Below are 20488 nucleotides of genomic sequence, written 5' to 3'. Positions count from 1 at the left end.
TCTTTTTTTAATTGCACGGCATATACTGTCGCAGGAGGTGACGGAATGAAGAAAAAATCTTCTAAACAAAAAAGAAAATTCCACCCTTTATACCATCCCATGTATGGAATTAACAACTGGTGCAGTATTCGAGCTGCAGCTATAGAAGAAATAGAAGAACAAGAGTCATCAAAAAAAAGCAAACCGAGAGAAAAATATATCTCTTTAGAAAATGCTGTTATGAGGCGAATTATAGATAGCAGGAAAATAAAAGCAAAACAAAAAAAGAAGCTCGCTTCTAATAATGATGAACCTGTGCTTAATTCGGAAAAGATACAAGAAAATATAGAAGAAAACATTCCTGCAGCAATAAAGGAAAAAGTACAACCAGAAATTCCAGCTACTATTATAAATCAAGTAAAAAAAATAAAAGAAGCATTAATCTCGGGCAACGATGTACAAATAGATGGATCCGCCCCTATTCAGGCTCCTGTACCTACACCTATAAAAAAAGAAAATAACAAAGGAGCTCGTCACGCATATAAAGAAGGACTTCACTCTAAAGCTGATGGAATCGCTTCACATGCAGAAGGGCTTCTTACACATGCAACGGGTCCCTTTTCTCATGCAGAAGGGACAAAAACAAAGGCAACTGGACATAGTTCGCATAGCGAAGGAAGTGAAACGACAGCAGGCGGCTCTTATTCTCATGCAGAAGGAAAACATGCAATTGCTTTGGGAGAAGCAGCACATGCAGAAGGAACCGCAACTATCGCTAACGGATTCTCATCTCATGCGGAAGGAAATCATACATCAACAGCTAATTTTGCAGGCAGCCATATTATGGGGAAATTTGGTACAGCAGAAGAAGCTTATTCCTGGTTTATCGCAAATGGGACAAATGACACTGATTATAATATAGGTGCCAAATGGCTTGCCCATAACGGAGAAATGTATATCGATGGTGCTTCTTACAATGCAGGTGGTACTGATTTTGCACAAATGTTTGAGGCAGCAGATCATAGCCCTATTGATATCGGCTATTTCATTACATTTAGTAGCGAAGAAAAAATTCGAAAAGCTACTTCAAATGATACATTCATATTAGGCATATCCAGCGCTACTCCTGCTCTCATAGGAAATAGCGGTGCCTTAAGTTGGCAAAAACGCTATGAAACAGACAGCTTCGGAAAACGTCAATATACACGTACTAACAAACAAGAAATACAACCCCTTTTAAATATAGAATGGGATCCAGCTTGTAAGTATATATCAAGAAGAGACCGTACTGAGTGGCTTCCTGTCGGATTAATTGGACAAATGTTAGTACGTGATGACGGCACTTGCGAAACACACGGATATTGTCGTCCAAATGATGACGGCATTGCCACAAAAGCTGAAAGTGGCTTTTTCGTTATAAAACGTACTGGTGAAAATCAAATTTTAATATTATTTCGCTAAAAAAAGGGAACAAAATTCTTTTTATGATAAGAATTTTGTTCCCTTTTAATTGTTATGTAAAGCGTATTGCATATCCTCTGGGATACTTACGGTAAAAGTCATTCCCTTTTCTAAAATAGGATGATAAAACGTCAAAGATGTACTATGCAGCGCTTGACGTTTTATCACATCTCTTCGGCCACCGTATAGATCATCCCCAAGTAGCGGATGTCCTATATATGCCATATGTACACGAATTTGATGTGTTCTTCCCGTCTCGAGCTCAAGCGCTACATGCGTCTTATCGGAAGAACTCTCCATCACTCTAAAATGAGTAACAGCTCTTTGACCATCTTCACAGACAGTTCGCTCGATAATACTATCCGATTTTCGTCCGATTGGCGCGTCAATCGTTCCTACTTCTTCTAAAATAGTCCCATGAACGATTGCCTCATACGTTCGTTTCACCCCTTTTTGTTGATGCTGCTTCGATAAAAGGTGGTGAACGAATCTATTTTTCGCAATTAACATAAGCCCTGAAGTATCACGGTCTAACCTCGTCACAATGTGCACCGTACTTGCAAGATTTTGTTTATCATAATGATATAAAAGAGCGTTTGCAATACTTCCTGACGGGTGCTCCCTAGACGGAATCGTCGACATATTTGCTTCTTTATTTATAACAAGAACCGCATCATCTTCATATACGATACATAAAGGGATCTCTTCCACTTCCATCCCTTCACTTCTTTCCTCCACTGGAAAAAAGATTTGTAACTCTTCACCAGCTTGTAACTTGTGACGAACACTTGTGTGTTGACCGTTTACTTCAATTGCTCCCCCGCGGAACTTTATATCCGTTAAAGCAGCTTTCGAAATCCCTTTTGTTTTCAAAAATTCTCTAACTAAAGTTCCCTCTTCAGCCAGCCCTATATCCCATTTCAATGTAAATCTGTTCAAATATATAAACCCTCTCTATTTATCTGCAACAAACGAGTCACGAACACGTTTCCAGAATGGGAACGGACGGAAACGAACAAATCGTACTTTCTCGTTTGCAACGCGATACTGAATTGATTTCACATCTTGATGAACCATCGTCAAATGATCCACCGTAATTTGCATGTTCATTCCTGCAGCCGGCTTTAAAACGCATGTATGATGCTTCGGCAGTACGAGCGGTGAACCTACCGTACGAAATACACGATTGTTGATAGATGCCATTTCTGCAATTTGAATCGCTTCAATAGAAGGGTGAATAATTGCTCCGCCAAGCGCCTTATTATAAGCGGTACTTCCTGAAGGAGTAGAAATACAAAGACCATCTCCGCGAAACGTTTCGAAATACTCTCCGCGTATTTCCACTTCTGTTACTAATGTACCTTCTGCACTTTTTACAGTCGCTTCATTCATCGCCAAATACTGCGACTCTTTACTACCATTCACATAGCGAATAATCACTTCTAAAAGTGGATATTCAACCACTTGGAACGGTGTTTTAGCGATTGCAATCACCAACTTCTCTACTTCCGTCGGTAACCAATCTGCATAGAAACCTAAATGCCCTGTATGTACACCAACAAATGCGGTTTCATCTAATCGGTTATAGTAACGATGGAATGCATATAAAAGCGTTCCATCTCCCCCAACAGAAATTACAATATCAGGTTCCTTTTCATCCATTGTAAACCCAAAATCTAACAAGTATTCTTTCATCGTACTTGCTAGTGTATCTGATGATTGATCTCCCTTTGACATAATTGTAAATTTCATCGCCCAACACCCTTTAGTTTATGATTCAGAATCTTTCGTTTCCTGCTTTCGTGAAAAGACCTTTTGCGCTTCTTGAATTTCAAGACGAATGGAAGACATTTCTTCATCTAATAAAAACGCCGCTTCCGCTGCACGTTGTAAGCGTATTTTAATATCTTCAGGAAAACGTCCACTATATTTGTAATTTAAAGAATGCTCAATCGTTGCCCAAAAATTCATTGCTAACGTGCGAATTTGAATTTCAACTAACACTTTTTTCTCCCCCTGTATCGTTTGAACAGGATAACTAATGACAACGTGGTAAGAGCGATAGCCGCTATCTTTCTTTTGCGTTACATAATCACGTTCTTCTACAATGTCAAAATCATTTCGTTTTCGAAGATATTCTACAACAGGCTTAATCTCATCTACGAATTGACACATCATTCGAAGGCCCGCGATGTCCTGCATATCTTCTCTAATTCGGTCTAGCGGTACATTTCTCTTCTCCGCTTTATCAATAATACTTGCAACCGACTTTACCCTTCCTGTTACAAACTCAATTGGAGAATGCTCCGTTAACATTGCAAATTGAGTACGCATTCCTTTTAGTTTCACTTTCAGCTCCGCCACCGCTTGGTGATACGGTGCTAAAAATTCTTCCCAATTACGATTCATTTCAACCACCACCAAAATCAATCCATTTGCTTATAGAAACACTTTTTCTACAGCAGTTACTAGTTCTTCTCCGTAATTTGCATTACCTTCAATATTTTCAACTAAATATTCTACTTCTTCTTTTAATCCTTCTAATTCTATTTCAACATCATTCACGCGAATAAACATCGCTGTATCTTTATTCATCGCTTCATGCATTGCTTCCCAGCATGTATGCGGAATACTTACATAAATGAAAGATGATTCATTTTCTAAGATATATAAAAATGATAAATTGTCTGAGTCTACAAGTACGTGATTACGCGCACTTAACTCCTTTACCTCTATTTCAGTATTTTCCGCACAAAAAATAAGCGCATTCTCTCTCGTTTCTACGCTCTTAACTTGAATTTTATTTTGCATACTCGAACTCCTCCATCTCAACTTCCTGTCTTACTTAACAGTATTATTGTATCATAACATGGACGCAAACAAATAAAACATTGAACCAAATTTGCGAAAAAGCGATAATGTGGAAAGAATTATTTTTCAAAAGGAGCGCATACAATGACACAAGAAATTGAAATTGAATTTAAAAATATGGTTACAGAGGAAGAATTCCAAACATTATGCAAATCTTTTTCTATTGAAGCATTTACAAAACAAGTAAATCACTACTTTGAAACGCCTCACTTCTCTTTAAAAGATACGGGCTCTGCACTTCGTATTCGTCATAAAGATGGAACTTATACATTAACATTAAAACAACCTGCTGAAATTGGTTTATTAGAAACTCATCAGTCTGTAACAGAAAAAGAAGCACAACTTATGATGGAAACAAACACAATCATTCAAGGAACTGTAATGGATCAGCTACACAAATTACAAATTCCCGTTTCCTCTTTAACTTATATGGGTAGTTTAACAACAGAAAGAGCTGAAATATTATTTGAAGGCGGAACGCTTGTCTTTGATCATAGTTTCTATTACAATCACGATGATTATGAAATTGAATACGAAGTGCAAGATGAAAAGACCGGTAAAGCAGCATTTATAAGGTTATTAAAGCAACATAACGTACCAGTTCGTCATACAAACAACAAAGTAAAACGCTTTTTCCTTGCCAAACAAAACGAAGAGCGCTAAAGTAAAATTTCCATCAGTGAAGAAGAGCTGTACTTCCGGCTACATTTCACCTTTTTGAAAAGCAAAAGATTTATTAGCAACATATAGAATAAGCAAAGAATGTTATGAAGGCTGTTTAGTTGCTCTTCATAACATTCCATTGCTACAATAGATATACATTTCATGGAAAAAGGAGTTTATAAAGGATGAGCAAGCAACCGATGACACCATTTGAAGCAATTGGCGGTGAACAATGCATTGCAACATTAGTGGATACATTTTATTCCTATGTCAGTGAACACCCTGACTTATCTCCGATCTTCCCGGATGATTTAACAGAAACTGCTAGGAAGCAGAAACAATTTTTAACGCAATATTTAGGTGGTCCTAATTTATACACTGAAGAACATGGGCATCCTATGCTAAGAGCACGCCATCTTCCGTTTGAGATTACTCCAAAACGCGCAGAAGCTTGGCTGTCATGTATGGAGCAAGCAATGGATGATACAGGAGTGCACGGTCATATAAGAGAGTTTGTTTTTGAACGTTTAGCATTAACTGCTCAACATATGGTCAATACTCCAAATGAAACAGGTGAAGTGTAATGGATAAGCAGGAAGCAAAGCATATAAATATGCCTTCTTCTTCCACATGCGAGCATAAATCTGTAGAAGCATATTTATTTATTGATCCACTTTGTAAAGATTGCTGGGATATCGAGCCATTTATTATTAAACTATGGCTTGAGTATGGGAAATACTTCTCTATTCGTCATATCGTAACAGGAAAAGTGGACGGAGCAAACGCTTCCTCACACAAATGGAATAAACCTGCTAATATTCGATTTGTGTGGGAAAAAACAACAAGTTTACAAGGTTTTTCATGTGATGGAAAAGTACATATGCAAGAGGCATCGTCAACACCATATTTAGTTTCGATGGCAATTAAGGCGGCGGAATTGCAAGGCCGAAAAGCAGGTTCGAAATTTTTGCGAAAACTCCAAGAATACATTCTTCTTGAAAATGTATCAAACCCTGACTGTGAATTATTGCTTACATGCGCTAAAGATAGTGGCATTGATGTAGAGGAATTTAAAAAAGACCTACACTCAGTTAGCGCAAAAAAAGCTTTCCAATGCGACCTAAAATTCACAAATGAGATGCATATTACAGAAATACCTTCCCTCCTATTTTTTCATGCAAATTCAGATGAGGAAGGTATTAAAATCGCGGGAATTTATTCCTATGATGTATACGTACAGTTATTAAAAGAACTTATAAAGTGCGAGATTGAGCCAGAACCATTACCTCCTTTAGAAGTATTACTAGAAGCAACACAATTTATTTCTTCAAAGGAAATCTCATTTATATATGACTGCCCTCAACAAGAAATAGAGCGTGAACTAAAGAAATTACAACTAAAACGAAAAGTACAAATGATTGAAGTGAAGTGCGAGCGTTATTGGAAATGGATAGCAAAAGAAAAAGACCCGGTGTAAACACCAGGTCTTTTTCTTTACGGCTTATAAAAATATTAAAGGGGATGGGAGAAATTTTCACGTTCAAACAAAGGGGTATATGTTTGTATGTGAATTCGTTCACGCTTATTATATTACAAGATTCGACGTCAGATGACAACCCCTTTTGTCGAATTTCACATTTTTGTCACATTCTAAACGTTTTCATTTTTGAATAAGCTATAAAAAAGAACATTTAGGAGGTTTTATTAATGAAAAAGTCTCATATCGCTCTAATTTTTCTAGCTTTCATTGTTTCTTTTTTCTTGTACATCCTTTCTCTACTACAAGCTTTTCCTAAAATTATTGCCTTCCCTCTTTTATTCGGCGTTATCGTCATCGCTGTCTCTTATTTCAACTATAGAAAACGATTTAAAGGATTTTAACTACAAAAATAAGTCATGAAAATTCCTTCTAATATAGAAAAAGTAAAGAAAATCACCTTAATAATTCGACAAATATCGACATTATGTACTTTTGAGAAAATGTTTCAAACAAAAAAGACGAGGATAAAATCCCTCGTCTTTTCTCATTACTTCTCTTCAAACAATAGCGCTTCTAATTCATTTAACTTCTCTTCAAATACTTGTAATGCTTCTTTTACAGGTTCTGGTGATGCCATATCTACTCCTGCTTTTTTCAACACTTCAATTGGGTAATCAGAGCTTCCAGCTTTTAAGAATTCGTTAATGTAACGTTCTACTGCTGGTTGTCCCTCTTCTAAAATTTGTTTTGACAAAGCTGTCGCTGCACTAAATCCTGTTGCGTATTGATATACGTAATAGTTGTAATAGAAGTGCGGAATACGAGACCATTCTAAACCGATTTCTTTATCGATTACTAAAGCGTCCCCGAAATATTTCTTATTTAAATCGTAGTAGATCTCCGTTAACATATCTGGCGTAACAGCATGTCCTTCTTGTACTTTCTTATGAATGATATGCTCGAACTCTGCAAACATTGTTTGACGGAATACAGTACCACGGAATCCTTCTAAATAGTGATTTAATAAATATAGACGCTCTTTCTTATCTTCTGTCGTTTTTAATAAATAATCATTTAGAAGTGCTTCATTACAAGTTGATGCCACTTCTGCAACGAAGATTGAATAATCACCGTATACGTGTGGCTGTGTCTTTCTTGTGTAATAACTATGCACCGAATGACCAAACTCATGAGCAAGTGTATATAAATTATTTACATTATCATGCCAGTTCATTAAAATATACGGATTTGTTCCGTATGCACCAGATGAATACGCTCCGCTTCGTTTGCCTTTATTCTCGTACACATCTACCCAGCGATTTTCATATGCTTCTTTTAAAATTTCAACATATTCATCACCAAGTACATTTAAAGACTTCAATAACATTTCTTGCGCTTCTTCATACTTCACATTCATTTTCACTTCTTGTACAAGTGGTGTATATAAATCGTACATATGAAGCTCATCAAGTCCTAGTGCACGCTTACGAATATCAATGTAACGGTGTAATAAATGTAAGTTGTCATTTACCGTTTCAACGAGTTGATCGTATACTGCTTCAGGAATATTATTATTGCTTAATGCTGCTTGGCGAGCAGAGTCATATTTACGAATACGTGCATTGAAATTATTACGTTTCACTGCCCCGCTTAACGTACTTGCAAATGTGTTCTTAAATTTCCCATACGTTTCAAATACAGCTTTGAATGCATCTTCGCGAACACGACGATCATCACTTTCTAAAAACTGAATGTAACGGCCATGTGTTATTTCTACCTCTTCTCCATCCTCACCTTTAATAGATGGGAATTTCAAATCCGCATTATTCAACATACCGAATGTATTACTTGATGCACTCATCACTTCAGATGCTTCTGCTAATAACGCTTCCTCTGCCTCAGATAATACGTGCGGGCGTTGACGTGTAATTTCTTCTAATGCATGCTCATATACACTTAGTTCTCGATTTTCTTGTAAGAATGTTTGCAATGTATCTTCTGAAATAGATAAAATTTCAGGTACGATATACGCTGTGCTACTAGATACTTGTGAGTATAAATTTGTTGCGCGATCATTCAGTGCTTGATACACAGAGTTTGTTGTATCTTGATCGTAACGCATATGTGCATATGTATATAGCTTACCTAATCGCATTGAAATTTCATCTTCATATTGCAATGCCTCAAGCAAATTGTCTGCAGAGTCGCCAAGCTTCCCTTTAAATTCAGTTAACTTTGGCAATAGCTCTTTAATAGCTTGGAATTCTTTTTCCCATTCTGCATCTGTTTGGAAAATATCTTCTAATCGCCATGTGCTTGCTTCTTCAATCTCATTGCGATCTGGTAATGTTTTTGCTTTATTTTGTTCAGACATTCTGTAAGCCCTCCTTTAAATATCTCTACTTAAGTACAATTCTGTTTTTCTTATGTAATTCCTTCACGTTCATTCTTTATTATATCCCCTTTTTCTTCTCTCATGTTGAACTTTGTCTCAAATAGAGATAGTGCGTGCGCTAAGCCAATTTCATCATATTTCATAATTTCTCCCTCTGTTTTTACCAACACAACATCTCTTATTTTTCGATACTTATTACTACCTATTTTTATTAATACACCTGTATAACATAAAAATGTCATATACTCCGCAACTGCTACCTTCCATATATGTTGTGCAAAATACGGAAGTAGACGCCTCTTCGTATATTTTGCTACATAGTTACATGCGTATTGCAGAGAAATATACTCCCCTACCTTAAGCATACCTATACACTTCATATAAAGAGAAGCTTGCCATATAAATGGATTTGTTTGAAAAGCAAACGCGGATGGGAGCGGAACACCGATTTCAGAAGGAAAACTCGCTGGGGTACATTTATATTGATATAAGAGGCGGAGTAGTGACTTATGATTATAATTCCAGATAGATAGAGCGTTTTGCCGAAAATGGTTCTTTTTTCTCTTCCATTCTTGTCCTAATACCTCTTTTTGGAAAGGAACGGGGGAAAAGAGCATGTCAACAGTAGTCGTATCAGTTGGTAAATAAATAGTATGTGAGAAAGAGACGTTTGTAGAAAACGGAGTGATAAAGGCGCATTTCATAAATGATTTTTGTTTCGGACAGAAGAAAATAAGAAATGGCTGGGGATAAGATTGTAAGGAGAAAGCCAGAAGTGAGGAAAATTTCATCCAATATGCAGATTGCTTTTTTAATTGATTTCCACCAATGATCCAGATGACCTGTATACCAGCTTGCCAATACGAGTATGTTCGTTTAGAAAGCTGTTCTATGGAGAGATTGGCGCATTGATATTCAATCGCAATTTCCCTACCTGCTCTCTCTACGAAAACATCTGGTCTTTGCTGGATTTTTGGAAGGTAATGCTCTATATCCACATGAAAATTTTGACGTTTCAACCATCTATATAACAATTCTTTACCGTGCATATGATACATAGATTCTGCTTCATAAAAGGTAAGACATGAATCCACTTTCTTATGAGCAAAATGCCAGCTCTTTTGTTTTCCTAATTTCATTTGCACTTCTTTTCCGCAAGCTGTACAAAAGAATTTTTCTCGTTTACGCATTTCGCGTAAACGTTCTTCATCCCGATTATATAATAGATGAATTTTCTCTCCGTTTTCTCTCCTTGCAATAAACATCACCATCACACCCTTTCAACTTCTTGTATTCTACAATTTACTACAAATTCCTCTCAAAAAAAGAGATGTCCTAAATTAGGACATCTCTTTCTATAATAAAGGTGATAATAACCGGTACGTCGATTCAACAATCCGCCTATGAAGACGTCTCTTATGAAATCGGTCAACATGAATTTCACTGGATTCTTCTAAATCGTCTTTAAAATCTTGAACGAGCTTTCTAATGCTACCTGTATCATATAAAAAGGCATTTACTTCAAAGTTTAAATGAAAACTTCTCATATCCATATTAGCTGTCCCAATTGATGCGAGATCAGAATCCACGATGACAACTTTACTATGAAGAAACCCTTTTTCATATTCATATATTTTTACTCCTGCATCTAATAACTCCGGAAAGTACGATCTTGATGCATAAAAGACAGTCCGCTTATCTGGCTTACTTGGCATTAACAAACGAACATCGATACCAGCAAGTGCAGCTACTTTTAATGCAGATAAAATATCATCATCTGGAATAAAGTATGGTGTTGCAATCCAAATCGATTTCCTAGCTGAAGCAATCATTGCAAAATATAAATGTTTAATTGTTTCCCATTTATTATCCGGTCCACCTCCAACAAGTTGGACTCCGCCCCAATGATCACCCTCAACTGCTTCCGCTTGTAAATATTCAGGTGCTAATACCGCCTCACCAGTCATATAAAACCAGTCTTGAAGGAAAATTAGCTGTAAACTTTGAACTGCTTCACCGCGTAAATATAAATGCGTGTCTCGCCAAAAACCGAAATATTTATCCTTCCCTAAATACTCATCACCAATATTTAATCCACCTACAAACCCCTCATTTCCATCTATAATAACGATTTTTCGGTGGTTTCGATAATTAATTTTATCGTTTAAAATTGGAAAGCGCACAGGGAAAAATGGAATCATTTCTACTCCTGCATCATTCAATTCTGCAATATACGAATTTGATAATTTAAAGCTTCCAACCGCGTCGTATAAAAAACGAACGACAACGCCTTCTTTTGATTTTTTTATTAAAATATCTTTAATTTCTGTACCGAGCTTGTCATCACGTACAATGTAATACTCCATATGAATGTGGTGTTTCGCTCGATTTAACCCATCTAAAATTGCCTGAAACGTTTCGTCTCCATTTGTTAATGTCCTCGTTTCAGTTTGAAATGAAATATTTAAAGCACCCAATCGATCTGCTAAACGAAATAACAATTCTTGATGCTTATGATTTCGTAAAATCCGTTCTTCGTAATCTTCGTGTCCCTTATATTGTAAAAACGCCTGTTCATCGAGTAATGCCTTCTTTTGGAACATTCTTTTTCTGCGAAAGTTTTGTCCAAATAAAAGATAAGCAAAGAAACCGAACACTGGAAAAATACCTAGTACGATTAACCACGTAAGTGTTTTTGACGGATGGCGATTTTCTAAGAAAATAACACATCCAATTAAAAATGCGGAAACCGTAAATAAAATACTAATAATACCTAAAATCGAAACATCCTTTATCCCCATGACATCCGAATAAAATGCTACATCAATAAACATGCGTAATGAAACAAATAATGCGAACAGTAGTAGAAAAAAGAAAAGTAGTTTTAGTGTATTTTTCATCTCTTCCCCCCTAATAAGAAAGCCTTCCTATTCTTCATAAAAAAAGCCGATTTCATACTATAGAAATCGGCCTACGTTTTAGGAGGGAAATTGTTGCGAATTGTCTCAAGCGCACGCTCTTTCACAACCTGTTTCCCATACTCACTTACACGGTGAATCGTTAAAGTAGATTCTTCTCCATATTCTAAAACAATACTTAAAATACGATCAATCTCTTCTTCATCATGTAGCACTTCATCGAATTCCACATATACATAATAGCGGTCCTCAAATGAATGTAATTCATCTTTTATATCTTCAAAGATAAGACGATGACTTAATGAAATAACATCTTCAAAATCATTAAACTTAATTAAAAAGCCAAACGTACCATCTTCATTAAAGTTTGTTCCTACTTGTTCTTCTACCTCTTCCACTAATTCTTGCTGGAATAATGATTCGATGCCTTCATCTAGAGGAATGTCTATAATTTTGTCTACACCTATTGGTAATTCCAGCTTTTGTCCATCCTTTGAAAGCTCGGCTTTCGTTACAAGTACTTCAATCCCTTTATCGACTGCTTGCACTTGGATCCATAACGGCCCATCGATAAAGAAATCATCATGATCACGAGCTTCGTCCATCATCTCCCAAAAGAGCTCTTCACTTCGTTCGCGATCATACCAAATTTCTTCACGATTAAACCCTCTGTCCTCTATATCAATGTACGTAATAAAAAATTTCATCGTATGGTCATTAATTCTTTCAATCTCCAAAATACAACGCTCCCTTCCTGCTTAGAATTGTTATGAAGGGATTCCCCACTCATATGACAAAACAATAGATTCTTGTACTCTCATTTTATGATAAGATTCTCCAGAAGGGAAATAAAATCGATTTATTTTACAAAAATAGTTATATACCTATCTGTATTCGACTTTTTACATAAAGTGAAACAATAATCAGTATTTTTTTCATCCTCCACTGATTATTAGCTCGCACTAATCGGAATAAATATACCATTATACCAATTCACTGCTCGCAAAAAATTTGGACATACATTCCCATATTCCCTCGTACACTGTAATAAAGTGAAACTTCTATTAGAGGTGATTATTTTTTCCCCAGGCGCGCGGGATCAAAACTAGACAAACTTTCTTCACCACATACATATATTTCGCTTATTAAAACATCATAAATGGAGGCAGACGAATGGACTTAGAGTTTTTAACATCTGTACTAATGATTGTCGGTATCGATGTTGTACTAGGTGGCGATAACGCAATTGTCATCGCACTAGCTAGCCGAAATTTACCTGAAGCAAAACGAAATAAAGCCATTTTGATTGGTACTATGTTAGCAATTGTGCTACGAATTCTCCTCACGATACTAGCTGTCTATTTACTTGATATCCCATTTTTACAACTCACCGGCGGAATTTTACTCACATTAATTGCGGTCAATTTACTCACTGATAATAACAACGACCTTTCTTCTATCAAAGGAAAAACGACTTTATTCCAAGCTGTGCGTACAATTGTATTCGCGGATCTCGTTATGGGGTTTGACAATGTTATTGCCATTGCAGGAGCAGCTCACGGAAGACTTTCACTCGTAATTATCGGTTTATTCATTTCTATCCCGATTATCATTTGGGGAAGCAAACTTATTTTAATACTCATGGAACGCTTTCCATTTCTCATTTATTGCGGAGCAGCAGTTCTCGCCTATACAGCAGGAAAAATGATTACACACGAAGACAGACTTGCAACGTTTTTTCATCATAATCCTAGTTTTGCCACAAGTATCCCTTATTTGTTCATTTTCACCATTTTATGCATAGGCTTTATCGTTCAACAAGTGCGATTACGTAATGTTAAACAGTAAAAAAAAACCTTCTACTCTATAATAGGTAGAAGGTTTTCATATTATTATAATTAATTTACAAGACGCTGTGCTTCACGTAATTGGAACGTTCTTACTGTACGTGGTAAGAAACGACGGATTTCATCTTCGTTGTAACCTACTTGAAGGCGTTTTTCGTCAATCATAATTGGACGACGTAAAATACCTGGATAATCACGAATCATCTTATATAAATCTTGAAGTGGTAAAGACTCTAAGTTCACATTCAATTCTTGGAAAACTTTTGAACGAGTAGAAATAATCTCATCCGTTCCGCTTTCTGTCATACGTAAAATCTCTTTAATCTCATCAATCGTTAATGGATCTGAGAAAATATTACGTTCTGTATAAGGAATATGATTTTCCTCTAGCCATAATTTCGCCTTTCTACAAGACGTACAGCTTGGAGAACTATATAATGTTACCATACAAAGCTCACTCTCCTTAAAGAGTACAAATTCTGTACTAATTACAGTTTAAATTTCTAACTTCCGCAATTTTTCGCGATAACTTGTCTTATAGCAAAGTAAAAAATCGCAATTCATGTAAGCAACAATAATTACTTTTAATAAGTAACTTCTATAATCATTATACAATAGTTTTTGCAAGAAATATACAGTGAATTTACTGCTAGTTGAGAAAATTTCTCCGTGTACTCCACTGCTATGCAACATGATTATACTGAGTAAAACTGTCCTTTAACAACGGTCTTCAACCCTTTTGATACTTACTTTCTACAATAATCTTCACTTGATATACAATTACAGTTTCATAATCTTCCCCATTAAAAAGAGAGCGTTTTCTTACCTTTTCCCGACAAAACAATTGAGAAATGTAAGACTCTAAAGGTTAGAAACAAAAGGAACATTTGTTCTTATTTCAACAAATCTCTCCGCTCATGTCTATATGCTTTCTAAAGTAAATCGAATATTTTTCTGACATTTCTTTCTTTTTTACCATTTATCTCATACAATAAAAATACAGACAGACAAAGGGGGAATTTGCATATGATCGCTTTTTTTACTGATTTTATCATTGTTGCTACCCTCATCATCGGAATAACAGCATTGATTGGTGTCATTACAAATAGCATCGGTGAAAAACTCTTTGGTGGGAAAGAAAAAATGAAGTTTGTTAACAAAAGTTTAGATGTACAATCTGGCTGGAACCAAGTTGGCGGAAAAGGCATTTATAAAAAACGTACGTACTAAAAAAAGCAGGTAATCACCTGCTTTTTTTTGTTATTTTCCTACTGATGCCCATTTGAAGCTTACTTCCCCGCCATACTTATGGTTGTACATATCTTTAATTGTTTCTCTTTGTAAATATGCTCTACCACGTTGATATACTGGAACAATCGCAGCGTCATCAAGTAACATTTTTTCTGCTTCAAGTAAGTTTTTCCAACGAGTATTTACGTCGCTTCCATCTTTCTTCGCTTTCATAATAATCTCATCGTACTTCGGATTAGAATACTTCATTTTATTTTGTGCCCCATCAGTTACGAACATATCAAGATATGTAACTGGATCTGGGAAGTCTGCACTCCATCCAGAGAATGACATTACAAAGTCGCCCGCATCTTCTAATTTTAGTTTTTGCGCGAATGGTTGTTGTTTAATTTTCACTGTTAAACCTGGTAAATTCTTTTCTAACTCACCTTTTAAATATTCACCAGTTTTCTTCGATAATTCAACGTCTTCATTTAATAGCTCTAATTCAATTTCGTTTTTACCAAGCTCTTTTTTACCAGCTTCCCAATACTTTTTCGCTTCTTTTACATTTGGTTTTACAATATCTCCATTTTCAACACGGAAATCTTTTTTATCCGGTCCTTTAATGAAATTGTCAGGAATTAATCCCGTCGCTGGCTTAGAACCGTTATTTAATAATGTATCAACGAATGGTTTACGGTCAAAACCAAGAGAAATTGCTTTACGAATATTTTTATTTGCTAAAGCTGGGTCTTTTTGATTTAAGCGAAGGAAGAATACAGATGTATCTTCTACCGTTTTGAAATCTGGTTTTCCTTTATATTTATCGATGAACTCTGCTAATAACGTCGCTCGATCGACTGCGTTTGTTTCATATAAATTAATTGGCGTAGACGTATCTTTTACAATATTAAAGTTCACTTCCTCAAGCTTCACTTCTTTATTGTCCCAATATGATGAGCTCTTTGTCATTTTGAAGCTACGTTCATGTTGCCAATCACTTAATGTAAATGGTCCGTTATAAAGTGTTGTATTTGCTTCTAAACCAAACTTCGTCCCTTGCTCTTTCACATACTTTTCATTAACAGGATAGAAGATCGGATAGACCATTAAATCAACAAGATATGGAATAGAATTATCTAATTCTACTTCTAGCGTATGATCATCAATCGCTTTTACACCTAATTGGTCTGGACTCATCTCTTTTTTATTAATTTTCTCAGCATTTTTTATATCGTACATAATGTACGCCGATTTCGCAGCTGTATCTGGATTAATTGCTCTTTGCCATGCATACACGAAATCTTTCGCCGTTACAGGTTCACCATTTGACCATTTTGCATCTTCACGTAATTTAAATGTATACTTTTTACCATCTTCTGACTTTTGGAATTCCTTCGCTACACCTGGAACTAATTTATCGTCTTTCCCAAGGCGGTATAGGCCTTCCATCGTATTGTTCATTACTTTTGAAGAAACTGCATCAGCTGATAACGCTGGGTCCATCGTTGGAATTTCTTGTGTTTCAATTAAGTTAATAACTTGCTTCGCACCGCTTTTCCCGCTATCCCCTTTTGCGTTCGCTTGCGGTTCATCTTTTTGGTAGCCACATGCCCCTAAAATCATGCTCATTGCTACTGTTGATGCTACAAAAACTGGTATCTTTTTTTTCATACTTCCACCCTCCAAAAAAAATGTTAGCCCTTTCATTTTCAAACAGAAAGAAATATATATATGTTCTAATAATTCATATTATACACATAAATATATTCTTTGTATATTTATATTTCTATTTTATTAAAATTTTCTGTTAACACCACGTGCCTTTGTAAACGTTTCACACTGCGTTTTTATTGAACTAAAGTGTTAAAAATGACCATTTTTATACTTTTCTAAATTATCAGAGAAAAATAAATTTTATATTCTATAATATCTTACGCATAATTATTCCTCCTTTTTTGTCATAAAATGAAGGTTTATTCATATTGAAAATATGTAGGCTAAAATAAGTGCAAAGGATATGAAAGTGTGTTACGATACACTTTGCTAAAAATAGATATCGGTAAAGAGGGGACGGACATGACAGCAATTCGCTCAAAAAACGGGCCAACAGAGAAATTAAGTTTATTCTTATTAACATGGCCTATTTTTCTAGAAGTTTTTCTTTTTATGCTGATGGGGATCGCTGATACTTTCATGTTAAGTGCATTATCAGACGATGCTGTATCTGGGGTTGGTGCAGCGAATCAATACCTTCATATCGCGATTTTAGTACTAGAAGTCATAGGGAATGGTGCAGCTATCGTTGTATCCCAATACCTCGGTTCTAAACGCTTTATGGAAGCATCAAAAATATCAGCATTAGCCGTCACATTAAATTTAGTGGTCGGACTCATTATAAGCGCTGGTTTTCTTTTATTTTCAAAACATATGATGATGGCAATGAATTTACAAGGCGATGTACTAACGTATGCACAAAGCTATCTATCCATCGTCGGAGGAGCTATTTTCCTTCAAGCTATTATTAACTCATTAGCCGCAATTATCCGCGTTCACGGCTTTACAAAGCAAGCAATGTTTGTTTCGCTTGGAATGAATATCATTCATATCGCCGGAAACTACGTACTTATTTTCGGGAAATTCGGTTTCCCTGAACTTGGTGTGCAAGGAGCCGCGATTTCTTCCGCTGTCAGCCGGTTAATCGCACTTATCGTTTTCTTCTGGTTACTGTACCGCGTTATGGAATACCGTGTGAAATTACAATATTACTTCACTTTATCAAAAGAATACGTTGGCAAAATTTTGAAGATTGGCATTCCATCTGCATTCGAACAGGTCATGTATCAAGCTTGTCAAATTGTCTTCTTATATTACGCAACATACTTAGGTACGGAATCGTTAGCTGCAAGACAATACGCTACTAACATTTCCATGTTCACTTATTTATTCGCCATTGCTATCGGTATGGGAACAGCTATTATCGTTGGACGCCTAGTTGGCGGAAATGAAAAGGATGAAGCTTACACACGCGTATGGAAAAGTGTACAATGGGCGATTGGTGTAACTTTATTTATGGTCATGCTCGTTGTTACATTCCGCACACAATTAATGGGACTATTTACGGATAATCCTCATATTATCGCTCTAGGGGCAAGCGTTCTTTTACTAAGTGTACTACTTGAAACAGGACGGACGATGAACATCGTCATCATTAATTCACTTCGTGCAGCTGGCGATGCAAAATATCCTGTTTTAATCGGCGCATTCTCCATGGTGTTAATGAGCTTACCACTCGGTTACTTTTTCGCCTTCCATTTAGACATGGGGCTCGTTGGTATTTGGCTAGCGATTGCTATCGACGAATGGACGCGAGCAATTATTATGTTCTTCCGCTGGAGAAGTAGATCGTGGGAAAATTATGCACTTGTTAAACCAAATGAGCAAGATGAGAGTGTTTCTGTTCAGGCGCAGTAAAATAAAAGTGTTTCTAAATGAAGAAAAAGGCGGCTGGATTTCAGTCGCCTTTTCTTCATTCTTGGAAACTCTTAATTTGCTGTCTTTAAACAGAAAAAGAACTTGGATAAAATCTCTTTATACTAAATTAAGTTTAATTAGTATAAAAAAATAGAGCCATCCTTCTTTAATAGAAGAATGGCTCTACTTTATTATTGATAGATTTCTTTATATTTCTTATACTCTGCTTCAGAACATAATACAAAATGTCCTGGGCGAATTTCACGCATTGTTGGTGCTTCCTCACCATATTGATGTTGAGATGGATCGTATACGATACGTTTACGATTGCGCTCATAATCTGGATCTGGAAGCGGAATTGCAGATAGTAGTGATTTTGTATATGGATGCATTGGATTCGCATATAACTCTTCACTTGTTGTCAACTCAACGATTTGACCACGGTACATTACACCAATGCGATCACTAATGTATTTTACCATTGATAAATCATGGGCGATGAATAAGTATGTTAAACCTTTTTCTCTTTGTAACTGTTTCAGTAAGTTTACAACTTGCGCCTGAATCGATACGTCAAGTGCTGAGATTGGTTCATCAGCAATGATAAATTCAGGTTCTACAGCTAGCGCACGAGCGATACCGATACGTTGACGTTGTCCGCCTGAGAATTCATGCGGGAAACGGTTTGCGTGCTCTTTATTTAAACCAACTGTATTTAATAATTCATGAACACGGTCCATACGCTCTTTTTTGCCTTTTGCTAGTCCGTGAATATCAATACCTTCTGCGATAATATCCCCTACTGTCATACGAGGATTTAATGATGCATATGGATCTTGGAAAATCATTTGCATTTTACGGTTGAACTTCTTCAGCTCTGCACGTGATTTTTTACCATGTACATTTTCACCATCGAACAACACTTCACCAGCAGTTGCATCATATAAACGAATAATCGTTCTTCCAGTTGTCGATTTACCACAACCTGATTCTCCTACAAGACCAAATGTTTCTCCGCGGTAAATATCAAATGAAATATCATTAACCGCTTTGACAACACCACCACTCACGTCGAAGTGCTGCTTTACATTTTTTACTTCAATTAATTTCTCACGTTGTTTAGTCATGTTGTTCACCTGCTTTCATTTGAAGAATGCGTTTTTCAACGACTGCCGGTGGTTTTACTTCTGGAGCTTGCTCGTGAAGTAACCAAGTTGCCGCATAATGTGTATCACTTACTTTAAATAAAGGTGGGTCCATTTCAAAATCAATTTTCAACGCCTGCGGGTTACGTGGTGCAAAAGCATCACCCTTTGGCGGTTTTAATAAGTCTGGAGGCGTTCCTGGAATCGCATATAGCTCGTCCTCTGCACCATCTAAGCTTGGCATAGATGCGATTAAGCCCCATGTGTATGGATGTTTTGGATTGTAGAAAATTTCATCAACAGTTCCAATTTCAACAACTTTACCAGCGTACATAACCGCAACTCGGTCTGCAACGTTTGCCACTACACCTAAGTCATGCGTAATGAAAATGATTGCTGCTTCTGTTTTTTGCTGAATGTCCTTCATAAGTTCTAAAATTTGCGCCTGAATTGTAACGTCTAGCGCTGTTGTCGGCTCATCGGCAATTAATAATTTCGGATTACAAGCTAACGCCATCGCAATAACTACACGTTGTCTCATACCACCTGAGAATTGGTGAGGATATTGTTTTAAGCGTGCTTCTGGATTCGGAATACCTACAAGGTCGATTAATTCTAAAGCAACTTTACGTGCATCTGCTTTACTCATCCCTTGGTGTTTAATAAGACCTTCCATAATCTGATTACCAATAGTCATCGTTGGATTTAATGATGTCATTGGATCTTGGAAAATCATCGCAATATCTTTACCGCGTACTTGCTGCATTTCTTTTTCTGTTAGTTTCGTTAAGTCACGACCTTCAAATATGATCTCACCGTTTTTAATACGTCCTGGAGGATTCGGAATTAATCCCATTAACGCTTTAGAAGTAACTGATTTACCAGAACCAGATTCTCCTACAATCGCTAATGTTTCTCCTTTTTTCAAATCAAAAGTAACACCGCGTACAGCTTGTACTTCACCTGCATGTGTATCAAAGGAGACTTGCAAATCTTTTACCTCTAGCAATGTTTTCATTTTT

The 20488-nt window shown here is 36.4% G+C and carries 20 protein-coding genes; 8 read left to right on the top strand and 12 right to left on the bottom strand.

What is annotated here, in order from left to right:
• Positions 1-45: 45 nt before the first annotated feature.
• Positions 46-1440, top strand: a complete 1395-nt coding sequence (locus tag MR155_RS11725; protein ID WP_242309845.1) for a peptidase G2 autoproteolytic cleavage domain-containing protein — start codon at positions 46-48, stop codon at positions 1438-1440.
• Positions 1441-1485: 45 nt separating this feature from the next.
• On the opposite strand, the gene MR155_RS11720 is transcribed toward MR155_RS11725, so the two are convergent.
• Genes MR155_RS11720 through MR155_RS11705 form a run of 4 tightly spaced genes read right to left on the bottom strand, consistent with a single transcriptional unit; the run spans position 1486 to position 4251 of the window.
• Positions 1486-2379: an RluA family pseudouridine synthase gene (locus MR155_RS11720; protein ID WP_219301718.1), complete on the bottom strand. Its 894-nt coding sequence runs from the start codon at positions 2377-2379 to the stop codon at positions 1486-1488.
• A 15-nt stretch (positions 2380-2394) separates the two neighbouring features.
• Entirely contained in the window at positions 2395-3192 is a 798-nt protein-coding gene (locus tag MR155_RS11715) for an NAD kinase (protein ID WP_002011365.1), read from the bottom strand.
• An 18-nt stretch (positions 3193-3210) separates the two neighbouring features.
• On the bottom strand, positions 3211-3849 hold the full coding sequence (gene yjbM, locus MR155_RS11710) for a GTP diphosphokinase (protein ID WP_002125951.1): 639 nt from the start codon (positions 3847-3849) through the stop codon (positions 3211-3213).
• A gap of 30 nt (positions 3850-3879) precedes the next feature.
• A complete protein-coding gene (locus MR155_RS11705; protein ID WP_002011362.1) occupies positions 3880-4251 on the bottom strand; it encodes a UPF0738 family protein in 372 nt (123 codons plus the stop codon).
• Positions 4252-4395: 144 nt separating this feature from the next.
• Here MR155_RS11705 and MR155_RS11700 point away from each other — a divergent pair, with 144 nt between their 5' ends.
• From MR155_RS11700 to MR155_RS11685, 4 genes are all read left to right on the top strand, one after another.
• Positions 4396-4974, top strand: a complete 579-nt coding sequence (locus MR155_RS11700) for a CYTH domain-containing protein (protein ID WP_002064261.1) — start codon at positions 4396-4398, stop codon at positions 4972-4974.
• A 185-nt stretch (positions 4975-5159) separates the two neighbouring features.
• The gene (locus MR155_RS11695) at positions 5160-5558 is read left to right on the top strand and encodes a globin domain-containing protein (protein ID WP_000043388.1); all 399 of its coding nucleotides are present in this window, start codon (positions 5160-5162) and stop codon (positions 5556-5558) included.
• On the top strand, positions 5558-6451 hold the full coding sequence (locus MR155_RS11690) for a ClpXP adapter SpxH family protein (RefSeq protein ID WP_242309843.1): 894 nt from the start codon (positions 5558-5560) through the stop codon (positions 6449-6451). Before MR155_RS11695 ends, MR155_RS11690 begins: the two co-directional genes overlap by 1 nt.
• Positions 6452-6681: 230 nt before the next feature.
• Positions 6682-6855 carry a hypothetical protein gene (locus tag MR155_RS11685; protein ID WP_002086970.1) on the top strand — a complete coding sequence of 58 codons (174 nt, stop codon included), beginning with the start codon at positions 6682-6684 and terminating at the stop codon, positions 6853-6855.
• 146 nt (positions 6856-7001) lie between these two features.
• On the opposite strand, the gene pepF is transcribed toward MR155_RS11685, so the two are convergent.
• The 4 genes from pepF to mecA form a co-directional block, all read right to left on the bottom strand.
• A complete protein-coding gene (gene pepF / locus MR155_RS11680) occupies positions 7002-8828 on the bottom strand; it encodes an oligoendopeptidase F (protein WP_002064257.1) in 1827 nt (608 codons plus the stop codon).
• Between the two features lie 50 nt (positions 8829-8878).
• Entirely contained in the window at positions 8879-10114 is a 1236-nt protein-coding gene (locus MR155_RS11675) for a competence protein CoiA (RefSeq protein WP_242309841.1), read from the bottom strand.
• 90 nt (positions 10115-10204) lie between these two features.
• Positions 10205-11749, bottom strand: a complete 1545-nt coding sequence (locus tag MR155_RS11670) for a cardiolipin synthase (RefSeq protein WP_113937681.1) — start codon at positions 11747-11749, stop codon at positions 10205-10207.
• Between the two features lie 71 nt (positions 11750-11820).
• Positions 11821-12504, bottom strand: coding sequence for an adaptor protein MecA (mecA, locus tag MR155_RS11665; RefSeq protein ID WP_242309839.1), 684 nt, complete (start codon positions 12502-12504; stop codon positions 11821-11823).
• A 436-nt stretch (positions 12505-12940) separates the two neighbouring features.
• Between mecA and MR155_RS11660 the strand changes: the two genes are divergently transcribed.
• Positions 12941-13615, top strand: coding sequence for a TerC family protein (locus MR155_RS11660; protein ID WP_002011349.1), 675 nt, complete (start codon positions 12941-12943; stop codon positions 13613-13615).
• Positions 13616-13665: 50 nt separating this feature from the next.
• On the opposite strand, the gene spx is transcribed toward MR155_RS11660, so the two are convergent.
• Positions 13666-14061: a transcriptional regulator Spx gene (gene spx / locus MR155_RS11655; RefSeq protein WP_002011348.1), complete on the bottom strand. Its 396-nt coding sequence runs from the start codon at positions 14059-14061 to the stop codon at positions 13666-13668.
• A gap of 579 nt (positions 14062-14640) precedes the next feature.
• Here spx and MR155_RS11650 point away from each other — a divergent pair.
• Positions 14641-14844 (top strand): hypothetical protein, encoded by a 204-nt coding sequence (locus MR155_RS11650; RefSeq protein WP_000559981.1) that lies wholly within the window; start codon positions 14641-14643, stop codon positions 14842-14844.
• A gap of 30 nt (positions 14845-14874) precedes the next feature.
• On the opposite strand, the gene MR155_RS11645 is transcribed toward MR155_RS11650, so the two are convergent.
• Positions 14875-16521: a peptide ABC transporter substrate-binding protein gene (locus MR155_RS11645; protein ID WP_242309838.1), complete on the bottom strand. Its 1647-nt coding sequence runs from the start codon at positions 16519-16521 to the stop codon at positions 14875-14877.
• 354 nt (positions 16522-16875) lie between these two features.
• On the opposite strand from MR155_RS11645, the gene MR155_RS11640 reads away from it, so the two are divergent.
• Positions 16876-18321, top strand: a complete 1446-nt coding sequence (locus MR155_RS11640; RefSeq protein WP_002166144.1) for an MATE family efflux transporter — start codon at positions 16876-16878, stop codon at positions 18319-18321.
• Between the two features lie 191 nt (positions 18322-18512).
• On the opposite strand, the gene MR155_RS11635 is transcribed toward MR155_RS11640, so the two are convergent.
• A complete protein-coding gene (locus MR155_RS11635; RefSeq protein WP_002086978.1) occupies positions 18513-19448 on the bottom strand; it encodes an ABC transporter ATP-binding protein in 936 nt (311 codons plus the stop codon).
• Positions 19441-20484: an ABC transporter ATP-binding protein gene (locus MR155_RS11630; protein ID WP_012260547.1), complete on the bottom strand. Its 1044-nt coding sequence runs from the start codon at positions 20482-20484 to the stop codon at positions 19441-19443. Before MR155_RS11630 ends, MR155_RS11635 begins: the two co-directional genes overlap by 8 nt.
• Between the last annotated feature and the right edge of the window lie 4 nt (positions 20485-20488).

Source organism: Bacillus cereus group sp. BfR-BA-01331, from assembly GCF_022663915.1.
Taxonomy (GTDB): Bacteria; Bacillota; Bacilli; order Bacillales; family Bacillaceae_G; genus Bacillus_A; species Bacillus_A mycoides.
This window is presented reverse-complemented; position numbering and strand designations above follow the sequence as displayed.